Raw genomic sequence first — 17,012 nt, 5'->3', positions numbered from 1 at the left:
GCCAAAGGCGGGCGTCTCGAAGGATGGCCACAACGAAGTCGCCTCATCGAGTCCTCGCTCATATGCGATAGCCCTGCTGCGGGAAGGGTGCATCGCATGACGCAGTAGTCTGCCGCATCACCGGAAACCTCGGTGAGGAACTCGTTCGTCGGACGCAGATCGTTCTGCGGAGAAAACACTTCCGTGCCGTTTTTTGCACCCGCCGACGGACGTTCTTTCAGGTTGAGATCGTCGGACATCGTCAGAAACCTCTTGCATGATGCTACAGCCAGGACTTGCAGACGAGCCTCGCAACGAGATCACCGGGCGCGTCGGCTCCTGCAAGCCGGGTTAGCGTTCTAGGTCGCCGTGCCGTTCGCCGATTGTTGTTTTCGGACACCGCTTTCAACTGCCCGTGACGCCGGCCGCGCTCGATATGATCCCGCGAACTGCGTCCGCTTGCGTCAACACGCTGCACGCCCATATTGCGGCGCGGCTGGCATGCCACTTCGCATTTCGTTGGACGAAAAAAATGGCGAACGGATTTTCTCTTTTTGCATTTCGCGCCGGCGCATTGATTGACGCCTCCATTCTCGCAAGCTTACCATCGTTGCGCACCGATCCGTTAGAGATCGCACTGGGAGGACGAGATGACGTGTTTGCCGCGCGTTGATTCTGCTTGCCGTTTATTCCCCACCACATCCCCGCACATCGATCGACCGCCGCGAATCGCCAAGACCCTGCTGCGTATCGGTCTTGCGTTTGCGCTCTCGGCCGGGACCGCTGCCGCGCAGACCAAGGGATCGCCCGAGCACATCAAGGCGGTGACCTCGGCGGTCGACGGCGCCTCGATCAAGGCCAACATGGCGACGAATAACGACTGGCCGACCATCGGCCTCGACTATGCGGAAACGCGCTTTTCAAAACTCAACCAGGTCAATACCGACAACGTCAAAAAGCTCGGCCTGATGTGGAGCTATCCGCTGGAATCCTCGCGCGGCGTCGAGGCGACGCCACTGGTCGTCGACGGCATCATGTATGTCACGGCGTCCTGGAGCGTGGTGCATGCGATCGATGCCCGCACCGGAAAAAGGCTGTGGAGCTACGACCCGAAGGTCGACAAGGAGAAGGGCTATAGAGGCTGTTGCGACGTGGTCAACCGCGGCGTCGCGCTCTGGAAAGGCAAGGTGTATGTCGGCGTCTATGACGGCCGTCTGGTCGCGCTCGACGCGGTCACCGGCAAGGTCGTCTGGGAAAAGGACACGCTGATCGACAAGGTGCACTCCTACACCATCACCGGCGCGCCGCGCGTGTTCAACGGCAAGGTGGTGATCGGCAATGGCGGCGCCGAATATGGCGCGCGCGGTTACATCACCGCCTATGATGCAGAGACCGGCAACCAGTCCTGGCGGTGGTTCAGCGTGCCCGGCGATCCGTCAAAGCCGTTCGAGGACGACTCGATGGCGGCGGCGGCCAAGACCTGGGATCCATCCGGCAAGTACTGGGTCAACGGCGGCGGCGGCACCATCTGGGACACCATCACCTTCGACCCTGATCTCAACATGGTCTATGTCGGCACCGGCAACGGCTCGCCGTGGGCGCGCAACGCGCGCAGCCCGTCCGGCGGCGACAATCTCTACCTCGCCTCGCTGGTGGCGCTGAACGCCGACACCGGCAAATACATCTGGCACTACCAGGAAACGCCCGGCGACAACTGGGATTACACGTCCACCCAGCCGATGATCCTCGCCGACATCAATATCGACGGCGCACCGCGCAAGGTGATCCTGCACGCGCCGAAGAACGGCTTCTTCTTCGTGGTCGACCGCACCAACGGCAAGTTCATCTCGGCGAAGAACTTTGTCGATGTGACCTGGGCGTCCGGGTACGACGCCAACGGACGGCCGATCGAAACCGCCGAAGCGCGCACCGACAAGCCGTTCGACTCCATCCCGGGGCCGTACGGCGCCCACAACTGGCATCCGATGTCGTTCAATCCGCAGACCGGCCTCGTCTATCTGCCGGCACAGCACGTTCCCGCGCGTATGGTCGAAGACAAGAAGTGGAAGCACAACGAGAACGTTGCGGGGCGGCCGCATTCCGGTCTTGGCTGGAATCTCGGCTTTGGCGCGGCAGAAGACATGCCAAAGTCCAAGCCTTTCGGCCGCTTGCTGGCTTGGGATCCGGTGAAGCAGAAGGAAGCCTGGCGCACCGAATATGTCTCGCCGTGGAACGGCGGCACGCTGACCACCGCGGGCAATCTCGTGTTCCAGGGAACTGCGGACGGACGCTTCGTCGCCTACAACGCGACGACAGGCGAAAAGCTGTGGGAGAGACCGGTCGGCAGCGGCGTGGTGGCGGCGGCTTCCACCTACATGATCGATGGCAAGCAGTATGTCTCGATCGCTGTCGGTTGGGGCGGCGTGTACGGCATCATGCAGCGCGCGACCGAAACACGCAGCCCGGGCACGGTCTACACCTTTGCAATCGACGGCAACGCGCCGGCGCCGGAATTCGTGAAGTATCAAACCGAGGGATTGCTCGCGGGCGTGCCCTATGATCCCAAACATGTCGGCGAGGGCACGCTGCTGTATATCAGCAACTGCGTCTACTGCCACGGCGTTCCTGGCGTCGACAAAGGCGGCAATGTCCCCAACCTCGGCTACGTCTCGAAGGAGACCATCGCCAACCTGAAGGACTTTGTGTTCAAGGGTCCGTTCCGTGACCAGGGCATGCCGGATTTCACCGGCAAGCTGAAAGAAGAGGATATCCCGAAACTACAGGCGTTCATCCAGGGCACCGCGGACGCGATCCGGCCGAAATAGTAGGCGCGGCGGCGCCAGTCGCCGTCATTGCGAGCGAAGCGAAGCAATCCAGCTTTGCCGCAACAAGAAGCTGGATTGCTTCGTCGCTGCGCTCCTCGCAATGACGGAGAAAGAGAAAGGGCTGCGCGATCATCTCGCGCAGCCCTTCTATGTATTGGAGATCTCAGCCCTCAGAACATCAGGCCTTCCTTCACCAGAGCCCAGCGGTCGTCCTTGATCCGTAATGGTGTTGGCGAGGCGATCGGTCTTGGCGAATTTTGTCGGCGGCGAAGAGAAGATGTCGAGGAGTTGGTCGCCTGACTCCAGCGAGTCCGACATCTTCTGACCGCCGGTCATTGTTGGCGTAATGGGCAAAGGTCATGACGGCACTATATGGCCGATCTGCCGCCACATTGGCAGCGGTGCTGACATTCATCCATACTCGAGGCGTACAGCGCGGCGGAGGTTCCAAAGACCGCTAACGTTCGGTCGCTTCAGTCTTTGCATTGCCCGCGCAAAGGCTAGCCACCTGTTCCATCTGGTGTCGCAGCATAGACCAAAATATCATCCGCGTGGCGCCGAGCCTGGCACAGGAGCCCAATAGCAAATTCGCCCAAGGCCGCGACAGTAAACTCAAAGGGGGGAACTCTCGAAGAGGAGGAACTTCCATGAAGCTTCGCGCAACATTGTTCTTTTCGGCCGCACTTGCCGGCGTCGCTGCCGTGGTCGCCGCTACTGGCATGGCCGCGGCTGAGCCCAACAGCCAGATCACCATCCTCTATGATGCTTTCGGTGCCGACGCCACGATGAAAAAGGATTGGGGCTTCTCCGCTCTCGTGGAGACCGCCGGCAAACGAATCCTGTTCGACACAGGCAACGATCGGGACATCTTCGCAGCTAACGTCAAGGCTAGGGGTATTGACCTTGCCAACATCGATTTCGTCGTTCTGTCTCACCGCCATTCCGACCATATGGCGGGGCTGAACCATGTTCTGAGCGTGAATCCTGCGGTGAAGATTTATGCACCCAGGGAAGGATTCGGCATTTACGGCTCGTCGCTGCCATCGAGCTTCTACAGAAAGGACGAATCCCTGGCGCCACAGATGCGCTACTACGACGGCAAGCCGCCGGAAGTCATGAAATTCGGCACCGCGTGGCAGGGAGCCAACATCGAGCTTATAGACAAGACGACGGAAATTGCCCCGGGTATTACGTTGATAGCCCTTGTGTCCGACGCCCCCGGCACGAAGGAGCTCAAAGAGTTATCGCTGGCTGTGAACACCCCGGACGGCCTGGTGCTCGTGGTTGGCTGCTCGCATCCGGGCATCGAAAAGATCGTGGAGGCGGCGACGGCGATCAATCCCAAAATTCGTTTGATCACCGGCGGCTTCCACCTCGTCGTCGCACCGGACGAGACCATTGCCAAGATCGTGGCCGCGCTCAAGGACACGTTCAAGGTAGAGAACATCGCTCCGGGTCACTGCACCGGAGAGCCGACCTTCGCAGCGTTGAAACAGGCTTTCGGCGACCGATATCTTTATGCGGGTGTCGGCACCTCGCTGCCGCTGGGACCAGGCTTGGGCTCTGCCGGGCGGCGTGGCGAGGCACCGTTGTTGCAAGGGGACGACCTGACCACCTATCGGAGGCTGGCCCACCGCGAGGATCCGTTCGGGATTCTCCATGCACGGAATTTACGATTGAAGCCTTCACACCTGTAAAGGCACGCAATCGCCCGGGCACGCGCTGGTCCAGGTCACCTCGGCCCGCTTGTGGGCAAGGGAGAAAAGAAAAGGGCTGCGCGAGAGAATCGCGCAGCCCTTTGTCATCTAGCCAAAGCGGCGGATTACGCTTCGCTAATCCACCCTACGCACGCCATCAGAACATCAGGCCTTCCTTCACGAGGACCCAGCGGCCGTTCTTGATCTGCTGGACCTGGGTGATGGTGTTGGCGAGGTGGTCGGTCTTCGAGAACTTGGTCGGCGGCGAAGAGAAGATGTCGAGGAACTTGTCGCCCGACTCCAGCGAGTCCAGCATCTTCTGCCCCGTAAGATCCTTGCCCGCCTTGTTGGCGTAGTGAGCGAAGGTCATCACCGCGTTGTAGCCGATAATGGCCTGGGTGTTGGCATCCGAGCCGAACATCTTCTTGTAGTTAGCGAGCCAGTCCTTGACCTTGCCCTTGGCGGTGTCTTCGTACGGAATCTCGAAGCCGGACGCCGCATAGAGCCCTTCGACCGCTTCCTTGCCCAGCGTCGGCACTTCAAGCACGTTGGTGGGCGTGGCACCGAGGAAGGTGACGTCCCAGCCGAGCTTCTTGGCTTCGCCCATCGCGCCGATGGTCTCGCGGATCACGGTGCCGAGCACGACGAGGTCGCACCCGTCAGCCTTCATCTTGGCGACCTGCGCGCTGAAGTCGGAAACACCGCGCTTGTAGCTGGTGATCGAGGCCGGCTGGATCTTCATCGCCACGAGCTGCTGGTTGAAGCCGTCAAGCACGTTCTTGCCGTACTCGTCGTCCTGATGCATGACGCAGGGCTTCTTGAAGCCCTTCCATTCGATCATGTGCTTGAGCGCCGCGCGGGTGCTCTCGACATAGGGCAGGAGATTGTTGAACTTCAACCGCTCCTGCGGCTTGGCCGGATCGAACTTGAAGGTGAATTCGGCGGCGGTGAGCGGAAACAGTTGCAGCACGCCGGCGTCGAACAGCACGTCCTGCGCGGCGAGCACGGTAGGCGAACCCATCGGGCCTACCATGGCGAAGACCTTGTCACGCTCGACCATCTTCTGCGAGGCCAGCACGGCGCGCTTCGGATCGTAGCCGCTGTCCTCCAGGATCATCTTGATCTTGCGGCCCTGAATGCCGCCGGCGGCGTTGATTTCTTCCACCGCCATCTTCATGCCGTTGGACACCGGAACGCCCCAGACCTTGATCGGTCCGGAAAGATCCTGGTGGGTCCCGATCACGATCTCATCCGCCGAGATGCCCTGATTGGTGACCTTGGTTTGGGCCGCAGCCGGCAGATGGGTCAGCGCAAGGGCACCCACCGCAAGGCCGAGCGCCTTGAACGTTTTCGTCATTGCAGTCTCCTCTTGTTGGCCCGTGTTGGGCGAAGGATCGGGCCTTCTCGTTTCCTTCGCCTTTCTCTCCCCCACTTACTTGCGCATGATCTACTCGGAGAACCGGTACCCACTTCTCCGGATCATGCTCTAAGCCACCGCCCGTTGGCCATACATGGCCTCGATCTCGGTCGCATAACGCTTGTTCACAAAACTTCGCTTCAGCTTCATGGTCGGCGTTAGCTCCTCGTCTTCCGGCGTGAGCTGGCGCTCGATCAGGTAGAATTTCTTGATGGTCTCGACGCGCGCGAAGTTGGCGTTCACCCCCTCGATCTCGCGCTGGATCAAATCCTGGATCGCAGCCGCCCGGCACAGGCTGGCGTAATTGGTGAAGGGGATGTCGTGGTCCTGCGCGTATTTCTCGACATTCTCCTGGTCGATCATCACGAGGCAGGTGAGATACGGCCGCTTGTCGCCGATCACCACCGCGTCCGAAACGTAGGGCGAGAATTTGAGCTGGTTCTCGATTTCCGATGGCGTGATGTTCTTGCCGCCCGAGGTGATGATGATGTCCTTCATCCGGTCGGTGATCTTCACAAAGCCTTCGTTGTCGATCGAGCCGACGTCGCCGGTATGCAGCCAGCCGCGCGCATCGATGGTCTCAGCGGTCTTTTCCGGCTGGTTGAGATAGCCCATGAACAGGAAATCGCCCTTGATCAGGATTTCCCCTTCCGGCGAGATCGCGACCTCGCCCCAGGGCGCCGCCTTGCCGACCGAGCCGAGCTTGATGCGCTCCGGCGGCATCACGGTGGCGACGCCGCAATTCTCGGTCTGGCCGTAGACCTCGCGCATGTCGATGCCGAGCGCGAGATACCAGCGGATCAGATCCGGCGCGATCGGCGCCGCGCCGGTGAAGGCCAAGCGGCAGCGGTCGAGCCCGAGCATGCGGCGGATGTTTCGGAACACCAGCCAGTAGGCGATGCGGTTCGCCGCGCGCAAGGACGCCGGAGGCGTATCACCTTCGAGCCGGTAGTCGGTCATGCGGTTGCCGATCGCAAGCGCCTTCCGGTACATCCAGTTCTGGAACGGGGTCGCATCCTTCAGCGCGATGGTGATGCCGGAATAGAATTTTTCCCAGACCCGCGGCACCGCGAGGAACGCGGTCGGCTGCACCTCGCGCAGATTGTCCGGCACCGTCTCCGGGCTCTCGGCAAAATTCATCACGGAGCCCAGCGCCAGCGAAATGTAATAGCCGCCGACGCGCTCGGCGACGTGGCAGAGCGGCAGGAACACCAGCCGCTCCTCGCGGTCGGTCGAAGGGAACAAATCGTTGGCGTGGCGCATCTGGTGCGTCACGCTGCGGTTGGAATGCATCGCGCCCTTGGGCGGGCCCGTGGTGCCCGAGGTGTAGACGAGAATGGCGAGATCGTCCGAGCGGCGGCTGCCGACCATCTCGTCCCACAGCGCCGCATGGTCCTGCCGGTGATTTTGCCCCAGCGCCGTGAATTCGGCGAGCGAGAGCACCATCGGATCGGAAAAGCCGTGCAGGCCTTCCATGTCGAAGACGACGATCTTTTCCAGCGTCGGGCAGCGCGAACGGCAGGTCAGAAGCTTGTCGAGCTGCTCTTCATCCTCGGCGAACACCACGCGGGTGCGGGAATCGTTGATGAGATATTCGACCTGTACGGCAGAATCGGTCGGGTAGATACCTGAGGAAACGCCGCCGGCACACAGGATGCCCATGTCGGCATAGACCCATTCGGGGACGGCGTTCGCGATGATGGAAGCGACGTCACCCGGCCGGAAGCCGACCGCATGCAGGCCGTAGGCGATGTCGCGGGAAATCTCCAGCCACTGGCGCCAGCTCGTCGCCTGCCAGACGCCGAATTTCTTTTCGCGAATCGCCGGCCTGTCTCCGCGCCTGTCCACGGAAAGCAGAAAGCTCCTTGCGATCGTGTCAGCGACCGTCAGCATTGCCGGTCCGGCCATGCCTGTCTCCTCCCTCGCCTGAACCCGTTCCACCTGCCAGCTTATGCCGGTCTTGTTGTCGCGGAACGGAGCCCGAATCTAGCGCCAAGTCCTTGTTAACGCTACTGGCCCAACTGCTTCCTAACGCCACGTTTTCTTCTTCTTCCAGCGCCGCTCGCCCCGTGCGCCCTGTTCCTTGGCGCCGAGGTAGAACTCCTGGATGTCCTTGGAATTCATCAGCCGCTCGCAGGTGTCGTTCATCACGACACGGCCGATCTCCAGCACGTAACCGTAATGCGCGGTCTCCAGCGCCACTTTCGCGTTTTGCTCGACCAGCAGGATCGACATGCCTTGCTCGTCGTTGACGCGCCGGATGATGTTGAAGATTTCCTTCACCAGGATCGGCGACAGGCCGAGCGACGGCTCGTCGAGCAACAGCAGGATCGGCCGGTTCATCAGCGCGCGGCCGATCGCGAGCATCTGCTGCTCGCCGCCGGAAAGCTGCCCGGCGCGCTGGTCGATGCGCTCCTTCAGCCGCGGAAAATAGCCGTAGACCCGCTCGAGGTCCTCGGCGACGCCGTCGCGGTCCTTGCGCGGATAGGCTCCCATCATCAGGTTTTCGCGCACCGACAGGAACGGAAACACCTCGCGCCCTTCCGGCACGTGGCTAAGGCCGAGCCGCACGATCTTGTCGGCCTCCATGCGCTGGATCGACTTGCCCAAAAATTCGATCGAGCCCTTTTGTGGATCGAGGATGCCCGAGATGGTCTTCAGCACCGTGGTCTTGCCGGCGCCGTTGGCGCCGAGCAATGTCACGATCTGTCCGCGAGGCACCTCCAGGCTGATGCCGCGGATGGCCTGGATCGGTCCGTAATAGCTTTCGACGTTGCTGAGCTTGAGGATGATGTCGGAGGTGCTCATGCCATCGTCCTCATGCGCCGAGGTATGCAGCGACGACGTCCGGGTGCTGCTGCACTTCGGACGGCGAGCCCATCGCCAGCACCTTGCCGTAGTTCAGCGCGATCACGCGGTCGGACACCCGGTTCACCAGCGTCATGTCATGCTCGACCATCAGCACCGTCATGCCGAGCTCGGTCTTCATGTCGCGGATCCAGAACGACATGTCCTCGGTCTCCTCGACGTTCAGTCCCGAAGACGGCTCGTCGAGCAGGATCAGCTTCGGCTCGGTGCATAGCGCGCGCGCCAGCTCGATCACCTTGCGCACGCCATAGGGCAGTCCCGAGATCAGCTTTTCGCGGTAGGGTTCGAGATCGAGGAATTCGATCACCTGCTCGACCCGGCGGCGATGCATTTTCTCTGCTGCGCGCACATTGGGCAGGAACAGCAATTCCTGCCAGAGCTGGGTGGTGGAATGGCGGTGCCGGCCGACCAGCAGATTGGCCAGCACCGTGGCATTCTCGAACAACTCGATGTTCTGGAAGGTACGGGCGATGCCGAGCTTGGCAATGTCGTAGGCCGGCTCCTGCGTGATGTCCTGATCCTCGAAATAAATCCTGCCGTGAGTCGGCGGATAGATGCGCGAGATCAGGTTGAAGATCGAGCTCTTGCCGGCGCCGTTGGGACCGATGATCGAGAGGATCTCGCCCTTCTCGACCGCAAAGCTGACGGCATCGACCGCTTTCAGGCCGCCGAAATGCAGCGAGAGGTTTTCGGCCCGGAAGTAGCTCATCGGTTCCGCTCCGATTTGACGTAGATCTTCTGCCGCTTGAAGGTGGCGCGCTTGTAGAGCGGGAAGAGCTGGAAGAAGAGCTTTATCTTCAGCCAGCGCCCGTAGAGACCGAGCGGCTCGAACAGCACGAACAACATGATGATGACGCCGTAAATCGCGCCTTTCAGGCCGTTGGCCGAGGCAAAAGCGGCGACGTTGCTCTGGATGTTCGACGCGGTCGCCTTGCTCGCGCCGAACGCAGCGGCGACGTTGGCGATGATCCCGGGCATGTCGTCCTTGAGATAGGTCAGGAACGGATCGATCATGACGAGGAAGATCGCGCCCAGCACCGCGCCGTGCAGGCTGAACGTGCCGCCGATCAGGATCACGATGATGAACTCGATCGAGAGCTGAAGCGTGAACATTTCCGGCGAGATGAAGGAAAGCTTGTGCGCATACAGGCAGCCGGCCATTCCGGTAATGGCCGCCGAGATCGCGAATGATTTCACCTTGTAGAGCGCGACGTTGACGCCCATGCTCCGCGCGGCGGTCTCGCTGTCGCGGATGGCGACGAAGGCGCGGCCCGTCGGCGAGCGCAACAGGTTGAGCGAGCCGACGATGGTCAGGATCAAGACGCCGAGACACAGGAAGTAGAATGCCGGACTGTCGCGTGGCACCGCCGTACCCAGCAGCGTCAGCGTCTTGACCCGCATGCCTTCATTGCCGTGGGTGACGCTTTCCCAACGCGCCAGGATCTCCTCGACGATGAAGGCAAAGGAGATGGTGGCGATGACGAGATAAATGCCCTGGAGCCGCAGCGCCGGAAAACCCACCAGCGCCCCGACCACGCCGGTCAACAGGCCGGCGGCGAGGAAGTAGACCGGAAAGGGGACGTTGTATTGCTGCAGATAGGCGGTGGTATAGGCGCCGATCGCAAGGAACGCGGCATGGCCGAGCGAGGCCTGGCCGGTGAAGCCGGTGAGGATCAACAGTCCCACCCCGACGGTGGCGTAGATGCAGACGAATACCAACTGGCTCATCAGATAGCTGGAGAGCACGAACGGCGCGATCGCCAGCAGCAACAGCAGCGTGCCGTAGGACCAGACGTAGCCCGAATGCGGGAACAGGCGGATGTCGTCTTCGTAATCGGTCTTGAAGATAAAGCGCATGCTGTCCCCTAGACCTTGATCCGATGAGATCGGATCAAGGTCTCATCTCTTTGTCGGAGCATGATCTTCTCGAAAAACCGGTTCCCACTTTTTCGGATCATGCTCTAAACCTTCTTGCGGACATGAAGGCCAAAAATGCCTTCAGGCTTGAGCAGCAGCACTGCGAGCAGCACGATGTAGGGCGCGACGTCCTTCCATCCCTGCGGCAGATAGAAGCCGGCCATGCTCTCGATCACCCCGATCAGGATGCCGCCAACGACGGCGCCGGGGATCGAGCCGAAGCCGCCGAGCACCGCCGCCGGGAACGCCTTCAATCCCAGCACGAGGCCGACGTTGGAATGAATGAAGGTGATCGGCGCCAGCAGCACACCGGCAAAGGTCGCAACCGCAGCGGCAATCGCCCACACGATCGAGACCACGCGCTTGACCGGAATGCCCATGTAATAGGCGGCCAGCATATTCTCGGAACTCGCGCGCATCGCGGTGCCGAGCGTGGTGCGGTTGAAGAACAGATAGAGCAGCGCGCAGAGGATGATGGTGGCCGCGATCACCGACAGCTTGTCGTGGGCCAGTACCAGCGAGCCGATCCGCAGCACGCCCTGGCTGAACGGCGTATCGATCTTGAAATCGTCGGTGCCCCAGATGATGCCGGTGATCGAGCGCAGGAAATAGCCGAGCCCGATCGTCACCATGATGACGGAAAATTGCGGGTAGCCGAGGATCGGCCGCACGATCACGCGCTCGGTCAGCATGCCGAACAGCGCCATCGCGATCACGGCACCGGCAAAGCCGATCCAGTAATTGAGGCCCATCAGGCCGATGAAGGTGAAGGCGAAGAACCCGCCCAGCATCATCAGGTCGCCCTGGGCGAAGTTAACGACCTCGGTTGCCTTGTATATGAGCACAAAGCCAAGCGCGATCAGGCCGTAGACGCAGCCGAGCGCAATACCGCTCACCAACTGCTGAACAAAGTCCAGCATTGCAGATGTCCCTCCCCCGATGCGGCGCGATTCTTTGCGATCGCTGTTTCGCGCATCTTGTGTTTACCCGCTGCGGGAGCCTTGTGTCGGAACTCCGAAGCAGCCGGCAGCTATACAGCCTTAAAGGGCAGACCCCTGTCAACAAAGCGATGGTTGCCGCCCGTGGTATAATTGCGGAGAAATGCCGCAGCCGGCCAATGCGTTAACGCCTGCGATTTGGCGTTGAGGATTCACCGCGCCGAAACGGTTGTCGTGCATGTTGTGCGTTCCACGCAGGAGCGCCCCGATCATGCAGCCATTCGAAGCCGCGCTCGCCTTGCGAGGGTTAACGAAGCGTTTTGACCGCCCCGCAGTCGATGCGCTCGATCTCACCATTCATGTTGGCGAGTTCTATGCGCTGCTTGGCCCCAACGGCGCCGGCAAGACCACGACCTTGCGCATGGTGGTCGGGCTGTTGCGCCCCGATGCAGGATCGGTCTGTGTGCTCGGCATCGATGCGCTCAAGGATCCCGTCGCCGCCAAGCAGGTGATGGCCTGGGTGTCCGACGAGCCGATGATCTATGATAAGCTGACGCCGCTGGAATATCTCGAATTCGTCGCCGGCCTCTGGGGCATCGATTCCAGGCGCGCTGAAGCGACCGCCCCCGAGCTTCTGGTTTCGCTCGGGCTCGAGCCGCACATGAATGAACGCTGCGAAGGTTTTTCCAAGGGCATGCGCCAGAAGGTGGCGCTGGCCGGCGCGCTGGTGCACGAGCCGCGCCTGATCATCCTGGACGAGCCGCTCACCGGGCTGGACGCGTTGTCAGCGCGTCATGTGAAGGGATTGTTGCAGGAGCGCGTGCGCGCCGGCTGCACCGTGATCATGACGACGCACATCCTGGAAGTGGCCGAGCGGATGGCCGACCGGATCGGCGTGATCGCCGCGGGCCGTCTCATCGCCGAAGGCACGCTGGCGGAATTGCGCAGGCAGAACGGCAGCAACGACACCAGCCTGGAAGAGATGTTCATCGCGCTGGTGGACGCCGAGGCTGCGGCCGCATGAGCGTCGCAACCGACCTCGGCTGGTTCGCGCGGCACGAAATCCGGCTGGCATGGCGCGAGTTCATCGCGATGATGGCCGGCCGGCGCGGGCGCAAACGCGCCGCCATCGTCGGCCTGATCGCATTCGCGGCCATCCTGCATCTGCCGGCCTATGCCGTGATCGGGCGCTTTGCGGACCTACAGATGCCGCTCGACAAGCCCTCTCTCATCGTCATGACCGCGACCATCGCGCTGAGCTGGGCGTTGATGCTGTCGCAGGCCATCGAGTCGGTGACGCGGGTGTTTTACGCCCGCGCCGATCTTGACCTCATCATGTCCTCGCCGGTGCGACTCGCCAACGTATTTTCGATCCGGATCGCGGCGATCGCGCTGATGGTGACCGGCATGGCGCTGTTGTTCGCAACGCCGTTCGTCGACGTGCTGGTGATCGGCGGCGGCGTGCGGTGGCTTGCCGCCTTCGGCGTCGTGATCGCGATCGGACTGTCAGCCGCGGCGCTCGCGATCGCGGCGACGCTGATCCTGTTTCGCCTGATCGGCCCGGGCCGAACACGTCTCGTCGCGCAAATCCTCGCCGCAGTCGTCGGCGCTGGCTTTGTGATCGCGCTGCAAGTGGCCGCGATCCTGTCTTACGGTACGCTATCGCGCTTTGCCGTGCTCACATCAGATGCGGCGGCTGCGTATGCACCTGATCTCGACAGCCTGTTGTGGTGGCCGGCGCGCGCCGCGCTCGGCGACAGCGAAGCGCTGCTGCTTCTCTTGTCCGGCAGCCTGACGCTGCTCGGCGTGGTGATGGCGGTCTTCTCGCCGCGCTTTGCCGATACCGCTGTCAATGTTGCGGCGTCCTCGAACTCGGCGCGGCAGGGACTGCGTACGCGCGCCTTTCGCAACGGCTCGCGCCAGCTAGCGCTGCGGCGCAAGGAATTCGTGCTGCTCAAGCGCGATCCCTGGCTGCTGTCGCAGAGCCTGATGCAACTGCTCTATCTGGTGCCGCCGGCACTGCTGCTGTGGCGCAGCTTTTCCGACAGTTCGGCGGCGACCGTGCTGATCACGCCGGTCATCGTCATGGCCGCCGGCCAGCTCGCGGGCGGCCTTGCCTGGCTCACGATCTCGGGCGAGGACGCCGCCGACCTGATCGCGACCGCGCCGATGTCTCCCTCGAGCGTGACGCGCGCGAAGATCGAGGTGGTGCTGATCGCAGTCGCCGTTATTTTCGCGCCGCTGGTGGCCGCGCTCGCCTTTGCCTCGCCATTGCAGGCCGCGGTGACCGCAGCGGGCGTCATGATCGCCACGGTATCGGCGACCGCGATCCAGCTCTGGTTTCGCGTGCAGGCCAGGCGCAGCCACTTCCGCCGCCGCCAGACCTCCTCGCGCCTTGCGACCTTTGCCGAAGCCTTTTCCTCGATCGGCTGGGCCGCCACGGCAGCGCTGGCGCTGGCCATTCCTGTTGCCGCGCTTGTCAGCGGGGCGATCACGGCAGCGATCATGGCCGCGACCTGGAAGATCAGCCCAAAGCGGGAGTGACCGGCAAAGCGAGCCAATACCTCGTTGGATTTATCGCTATCCCGTTGAACCAAAAATGGATTTCAACGACTTGAATTAGTGGAAGCCACTCCGGCCGTCATCCATTCGTTGGATTCGCCGGGCTATCTTGCCGAACTCATACCGCGGTACCATGTGCCAGCGCGGGGGCTGAACAGATCAGGAGAGGAAGCGCGATGAGCGAAACCATCAATGTCCCGGCGGTCATGGTGGACGCCCACGCCGTGGCGCGCATCAAGTCCGAGATCGACATTTCCGACCGATCGCGGATCGTGACCTTCGGCGACCGCGCGCAGCGCTCCGTGGTGGAATTCGCCGACCGCATCCTCGCCCAGACCCAGAACCGCGAGCTTGGGACCACCGGCAAGCTGCTCTCCGACATCCTTGCCAAGGCGCGCGGGCTCGATCCCGCTTCCCTGAAGGACAGCGGGTTCTTCGCCCGCCTGTTCTCCTCGATGGAAGCGCGGCTGCGGCGTTTCTCCGAACAATTCGGGGCCGTCTCCTCGCAGATCGATCGCGTCTGCGTCGAGCTCGACCGCAACAAGGAGACCCTGCGCCGCGACATCGCCGTGCTCGACGAATTGCACGAGCAGACCAAGGCCTCGCTTGGCGATCTCGATTCGCATATCGGGGCCGGCAAGGCCTTCATCGAGGATTTCCGCCGCGGCAAGCTGGTCGAACTGGAGCAGGCCGCCAAGAAAGCCGGCGAAGGCAGCGATGCGCTGCTGGCCGCGCAGACCTATCAGGACGCGGCGCAGGCGCTCGACCGGCTCGAAAAGCGCGTGTTCTATTTGCAGCAGGCGCGCCAGATCGGCATTCAGCAACTGCCGCAGATCCGCATCGTGCAGTCCGGCGACGAGACCCTGATCGAGAATTTGCAGGCGACCACCGAGCTCACCATTCCGGTGTGGAAGCAGAAGATGATCCTGCTGCTCGGCCTTAGCCGGCAAAAGTCCGCGCTCGAATTGCAAAAGACCGTCACCGACGCCACCAACGAAATGATGAAGCAGGCGTCGGAGATGATGAAGACCCAGGCGATCGAGATCGAAAAACAGTCGCAGCGCGGCATTGTCGACATCCAGACGCTGGAAAAGACCAATGGCGACCTGATCGACACCATCTCGGGCGTGCTCAGCGTGCAGGAAGAAGGCCGCCGGAAGCGCGCCGAGATCGAGCAGCGAATGGCTGAACTGACCGACCAGCTCAAATCAGCGTTGTCCAAGTCGCCGACATGATCCCTGCCCTGCTGCGATGGCTCGCCGTCCCGGGGTTCGCGCTGGCGCTCGGCGCCTGTTCGGCGCCGCCCGGGCCGCAATTCACCATCCTCTCCGGCTCGGAGAACGACGTGCTCGAGCCGATGGTGCAGGATTTTTGCAAATCGCGCCGCGCCACCTGCACGGTGCGCTATCAGGGCTCGCTCGACATTGCGCTGTCGCTGAAGCCCGGCAATGACCCCGAGGCGGATGCGGTATGGCCCGCCGCCTCGATCTGGATCGACATGTTCGACACCGCGCGGCGGGTGAAGTCGGTGAAATCGATCGCGCAGATGCCTGTCATCCTCGGCGTGCGGCGCTCGAAGGCGCAAGCGCTCGGCTGGGTCGGCGCCAAGGTGAAGACCAAGGACATCCTCGCGGCGGTCGAGGGCGGCCGCCTGAGATTTTTGATGACATCGGCGACGCAATCGAATTCGGGGGCCGCCGCGTATCTTGCGATGCTCGCCGCCGGCATCGGCAAGCCTGACCTGATCGAATCGGGCGATCTCGACAGGGACGAGGTGCTCGCGACCGTGCGCGGGCTCTTGCGCGGCGTCGAGCGTTCTTCCGGCTCGAGCGGCTGGCTCGCCGATCTCTACCGCGACGGTGCGCGGGGCGGCACGCAGTACGATGCGATGTGGAACTACGAGGCGGTCATCAAGGAGACCAATGACAAGCTGATCGCCGACCGCAAGGAGCCGCTTTTCGCGATCTATCCGGAAGACGGCGTATCGGTCGGCGACTCGCCGCTCGGTTTTGTCGACCGCGGGCGTGGCAAGCCGGTCGAGGAGTTTTTCAACGACCTGCAAGCGTTCCTGCTGAAGAGCGAAACGCAGGCCAAAATTGCGGCGACCGGCCGGCGCGTCGAATTAGGCCGCGCCACGCCGTTGCCCGCAGATAAAGCGACCAATCTCGACCCGGGCCGCCCGCTCACCGTCGTTCGTCCGCCCGAACCTGCCGTGATTCAAAAGGCGCTCGGACTCTACCAGGAAGCGCTGCGCCGGCCGTCGCTGACCGCGCTCTGCATCGACGTCTCCGGCAGCATGCAGGGCAATGGCGAACGGCAGTTGCTCGATGCGATGCAGTTCCTGTTGACGCCGGCGCGCACCCGCGAAATGCTGGTGCAATGGTCGAAGGACGACCGCATCATCGTGCTGCCATTCAGCGAACGCGTGCAGTGGATCGAGAGCTCGGCCGGCGACGATGCCGCGCAGGCAGCGCTGCTGGCCAAGACGATGCAACTGCGCGCCAACGGCGGCACCGATTTCTACACCTGCGGTGCGCGGGCAATATCAGCGATGAAGCAATGGCTCGACGACGAACGGCATCTGCCCGCCATCGTCATCATGACCGACGGCAAGAGCCAGGGCATGATGTCGACATTCGAGCAGGCGTGGCAGAGCGACGGGCGTCGCGTGCCGGTGTTCGGCGTTACCTTCGGCGACAGCGCCGACCGTTCACAGCTCGACAATCTCGCCAAGCTGACCGGCGGCCGGGTGTTCGATGGAACAAAAAGCCTGACCCAGGCTTTCCGCGCGGTGCGGGGATACAATTAA

General features: G+C 62.3%; 14 protein-coding genes. 7 read left to right on the top strand and 7 right to left on the bottom strand.

The genetic code is table 11. From position 1 onward, the window contains the following. Nucleotides 1-239 (bottom strand): hypothetical protein (locus JQ628_RS33560; protein ID WP_212230684.1); only part of this gene is annotated, 239 nt, incomplete at its 3' end. A 155-nt stretch (nucleotides 240-394) separates the two neighbouring features. Between JQ628_RS33560 and JQ628_RS33555 the strand changes: the two genes are divergently transcribed. The 3 genes from JQ628_RS33555 to JQ628_RS33545 all read left to right on the top strand — a co-directional run bounded on the left by JQ628_RS33555 (nucleotide 395) and on the right by JQ628_RS33545 (nucleotide 4,501). Continuing rightward, complete coding sequence (locus JQ628_RS33555) at nucleotides 395-652, top strand: hypothetical protein (RefSeq protein WP_212230682.1); 258 nt, start codon at nucleotides 395-397, stop codon at nucleotides 650-652. Further along, complete coding sequence (locus tag JQ628_RS33550) at nucleotides 630-2,804, top strand: PQQ-dependent dehydrogenase, methanol/ethanol family (protein ID WP_212230680.1); 2,175 nt, start codon at nucleotides 630-632, stop codon at nucleotides 2,802-2,804. The genes JQ628_RS33555 and JQ628_RS33550 overlap by 23 nt, the downstream gene beginning before the upstream one ends. A gap of 647 nt (nucleotides 2,805-3,451) precedes the next feature. After that, nucleotides 3,452-4,501: an MBL fold metallo-hydrolase gene (locus tag JQ628_RS33545; protein WP_212230678.1), complete on the top strand. Its 1,050-nt coding sequence runs from the start codon at nucleotides 3,452-3,454 to the stop codon at nucleotides 4,499-4,501. Nucleotides 4,502-4,658: 157 nt separating this feature from the next. Here the strand turns inward: JQ628_RS33545 and JQ628_RS33540 are convergent, their stop codons facing one another. The 6 genes from JQ628_RS33540 to JQ628_RS33515 all read right to left on the bottom strand — a co-directional run bounded on the left by JQ628_RS33540 (nucleotide 4,659) and on the right by JQ628_RS33515 (nucleotide 11,623). Next, complete coding sequence (locus JQ628_RS33540) at nucleotides 4,659-5,858, bottom strand: ABC transporter substrate-binding protein (protein WP_212230676.1); 1,200 nt, start codon at nucleotides 5,856-5,858, stop codon at nucleotides 4,659-4,661. Between the two features lie 129 nt (nucleotides 5,859-5,987). Then, nucleotides 5,988-7,826, bottom strand: coding sequence for an AMP-dependent synthetase/ligase (locus JQ628_RS33535; protein ID WP_212230674.1), 1,839 nt, complete (start codon nucleotides 7,824-7,826; stop codon nucleotides 5,988-5,990). 120 nt (nucleotides 7,827-7,946) lie between these two features. Continuing rightward, nucleotides 7,947-8,726 (bottom strand): ABC transporter ATP-binding protein, encoded by a 780-nt coding sequence (locus tag JQ628_RS33530; protein ID WP_212230672.1) that lies wholly within the window; start codon nucleotides 8,724-8,726, stop codon nucleotides 7,947-7,949. Nucleotides 8,727-8,736: 10 nt separating this feature from the next. Continuing rightward, nucleotides 8,737-9,495 carry an ABC transporter ATP-binding protein gene (locus JQ628_RS33525; protein ID WP_212230670.1) on the bottom strand — a complete coding sequence of 253 codons (759 nt, stop codon included), beginning with the start codon at nucleotides 9,493-9,495 and terminating at the stop codon, nucleotides 8,737-8,739. Further along, nucleotides 9,492-10,643: a branched-chain amino acid ABC transporter permease gene (locus JQ628_RS33520; protein ID WP_212230669.1), complete on the bottom strand. Its 1,152-nt coding sequence runs from the start codon at nucleotides 10,641-10,643 to the stop codon at nucleotides 9,492-9,494. The genes JQ628_RS33525 and JQ628_RS33520 overlap by 4 nt, the downstream gene beginning before the upstream one ends. A 104-nt stretch (nucleotides 10,644-10,747) precedes the next feature. Next, on the bottom strand, nucleotides 10,748-11,623 hold the full coding sequence (locus tag JQ628_RS33515; RefSeq protein WP_212230666.1) for a branched-chain amino acid ABC transporter permease: 876 nt from the start codon (nucleotides 11,621-11,623) through the stop codon (nucleotides 10,748-10,750). A gap of 289 nt (nucleotides 11,624-11,912) precedes the next feature. Here JQ628_RS33515 and JQ628_RS33510 point away from each other — a divergent pair, with 289 nt between their 5' ends. The 4 genes from JQ628_RS33510 to JQ628_RS33495 all read left to right on the top strand — a co-directional run bounded on the left by JQ628_RS33510 (nucleotide 11,913) and on the right by JQ628_RS33495 (nucleotide 17,012). Continuing rightward, on the top strand, nucleotides 11,913-12,665 hold the full coding sequence (locus tag JQ628_RS33510) for an ABC transporter ATP-binding protein (RefSeq protein ID WP_212230664.1): 753 nt from the start codon (nucleotides 11,913-11,915) through the stop codon (nucleotides 12,663-12,665). Then, nucleotides 12,662-14,185 carry a permease gene (locus JQ628_RS33505; RefSeq protein ID WP_212230662.1) on the top strand — a complete coding sequence of 508 codons (1,524 nt, stop codon included), beginning with the start codon at nucleotides 12,662-12,664 and terminating at the stop codon, nucleotides 14,183-14,185. The genes JQ628_RS33510 and JQ628_RS33505 overlap by 4 nt, the downstream gene beginning before the upstream one ends. Before the next feature lie 194 nt (nucleotides 14,186-14,379). Further along, nucleotides 14,380-15,438 carry a toxic anion resistance protein gene (locus JQ628_RS33500; protein ID WP_212230660.1) on the top strand — a complete coding sequence of 353 codons (1,059 nt, stop codon included), beginning with the start codon at nucleotides 14,380-14,382 and terminating at the stop codon, nucleotides 15,436-15,438. Continuing rightward, nucleotides 15,435-17,012: a VWA domain-containing protein gene (locus tag JQ628_RS33495; protein ID WP_212230658.1), complete on the top strand. Its 1,578-nt coding sequence runs from the start codon at nucleotides 15,435-15,437 to the stop codon at nucleotides 17,010-17,012. Before JQ628_RS33500 ends, JQ628_RS33495 begins: the two co-directional genes overlap by 4 nt.

The organism is Bradyrhizobium lablabi (assembly GCF_018129385.1).
Taxonomy (GTDB): Bacteria; Pseudomonadota; Alphaproteobacteria; order Rhizobiales; family Xanthobacteraceae; genus Bradyrhizobium; species Bradyrhizobium lablabi_C.
The sequence above is the reverse complement of the archived record's forward strand: the minus strand, read 5'-3'. Positions and strand labels throughout refer to the sequence as shown.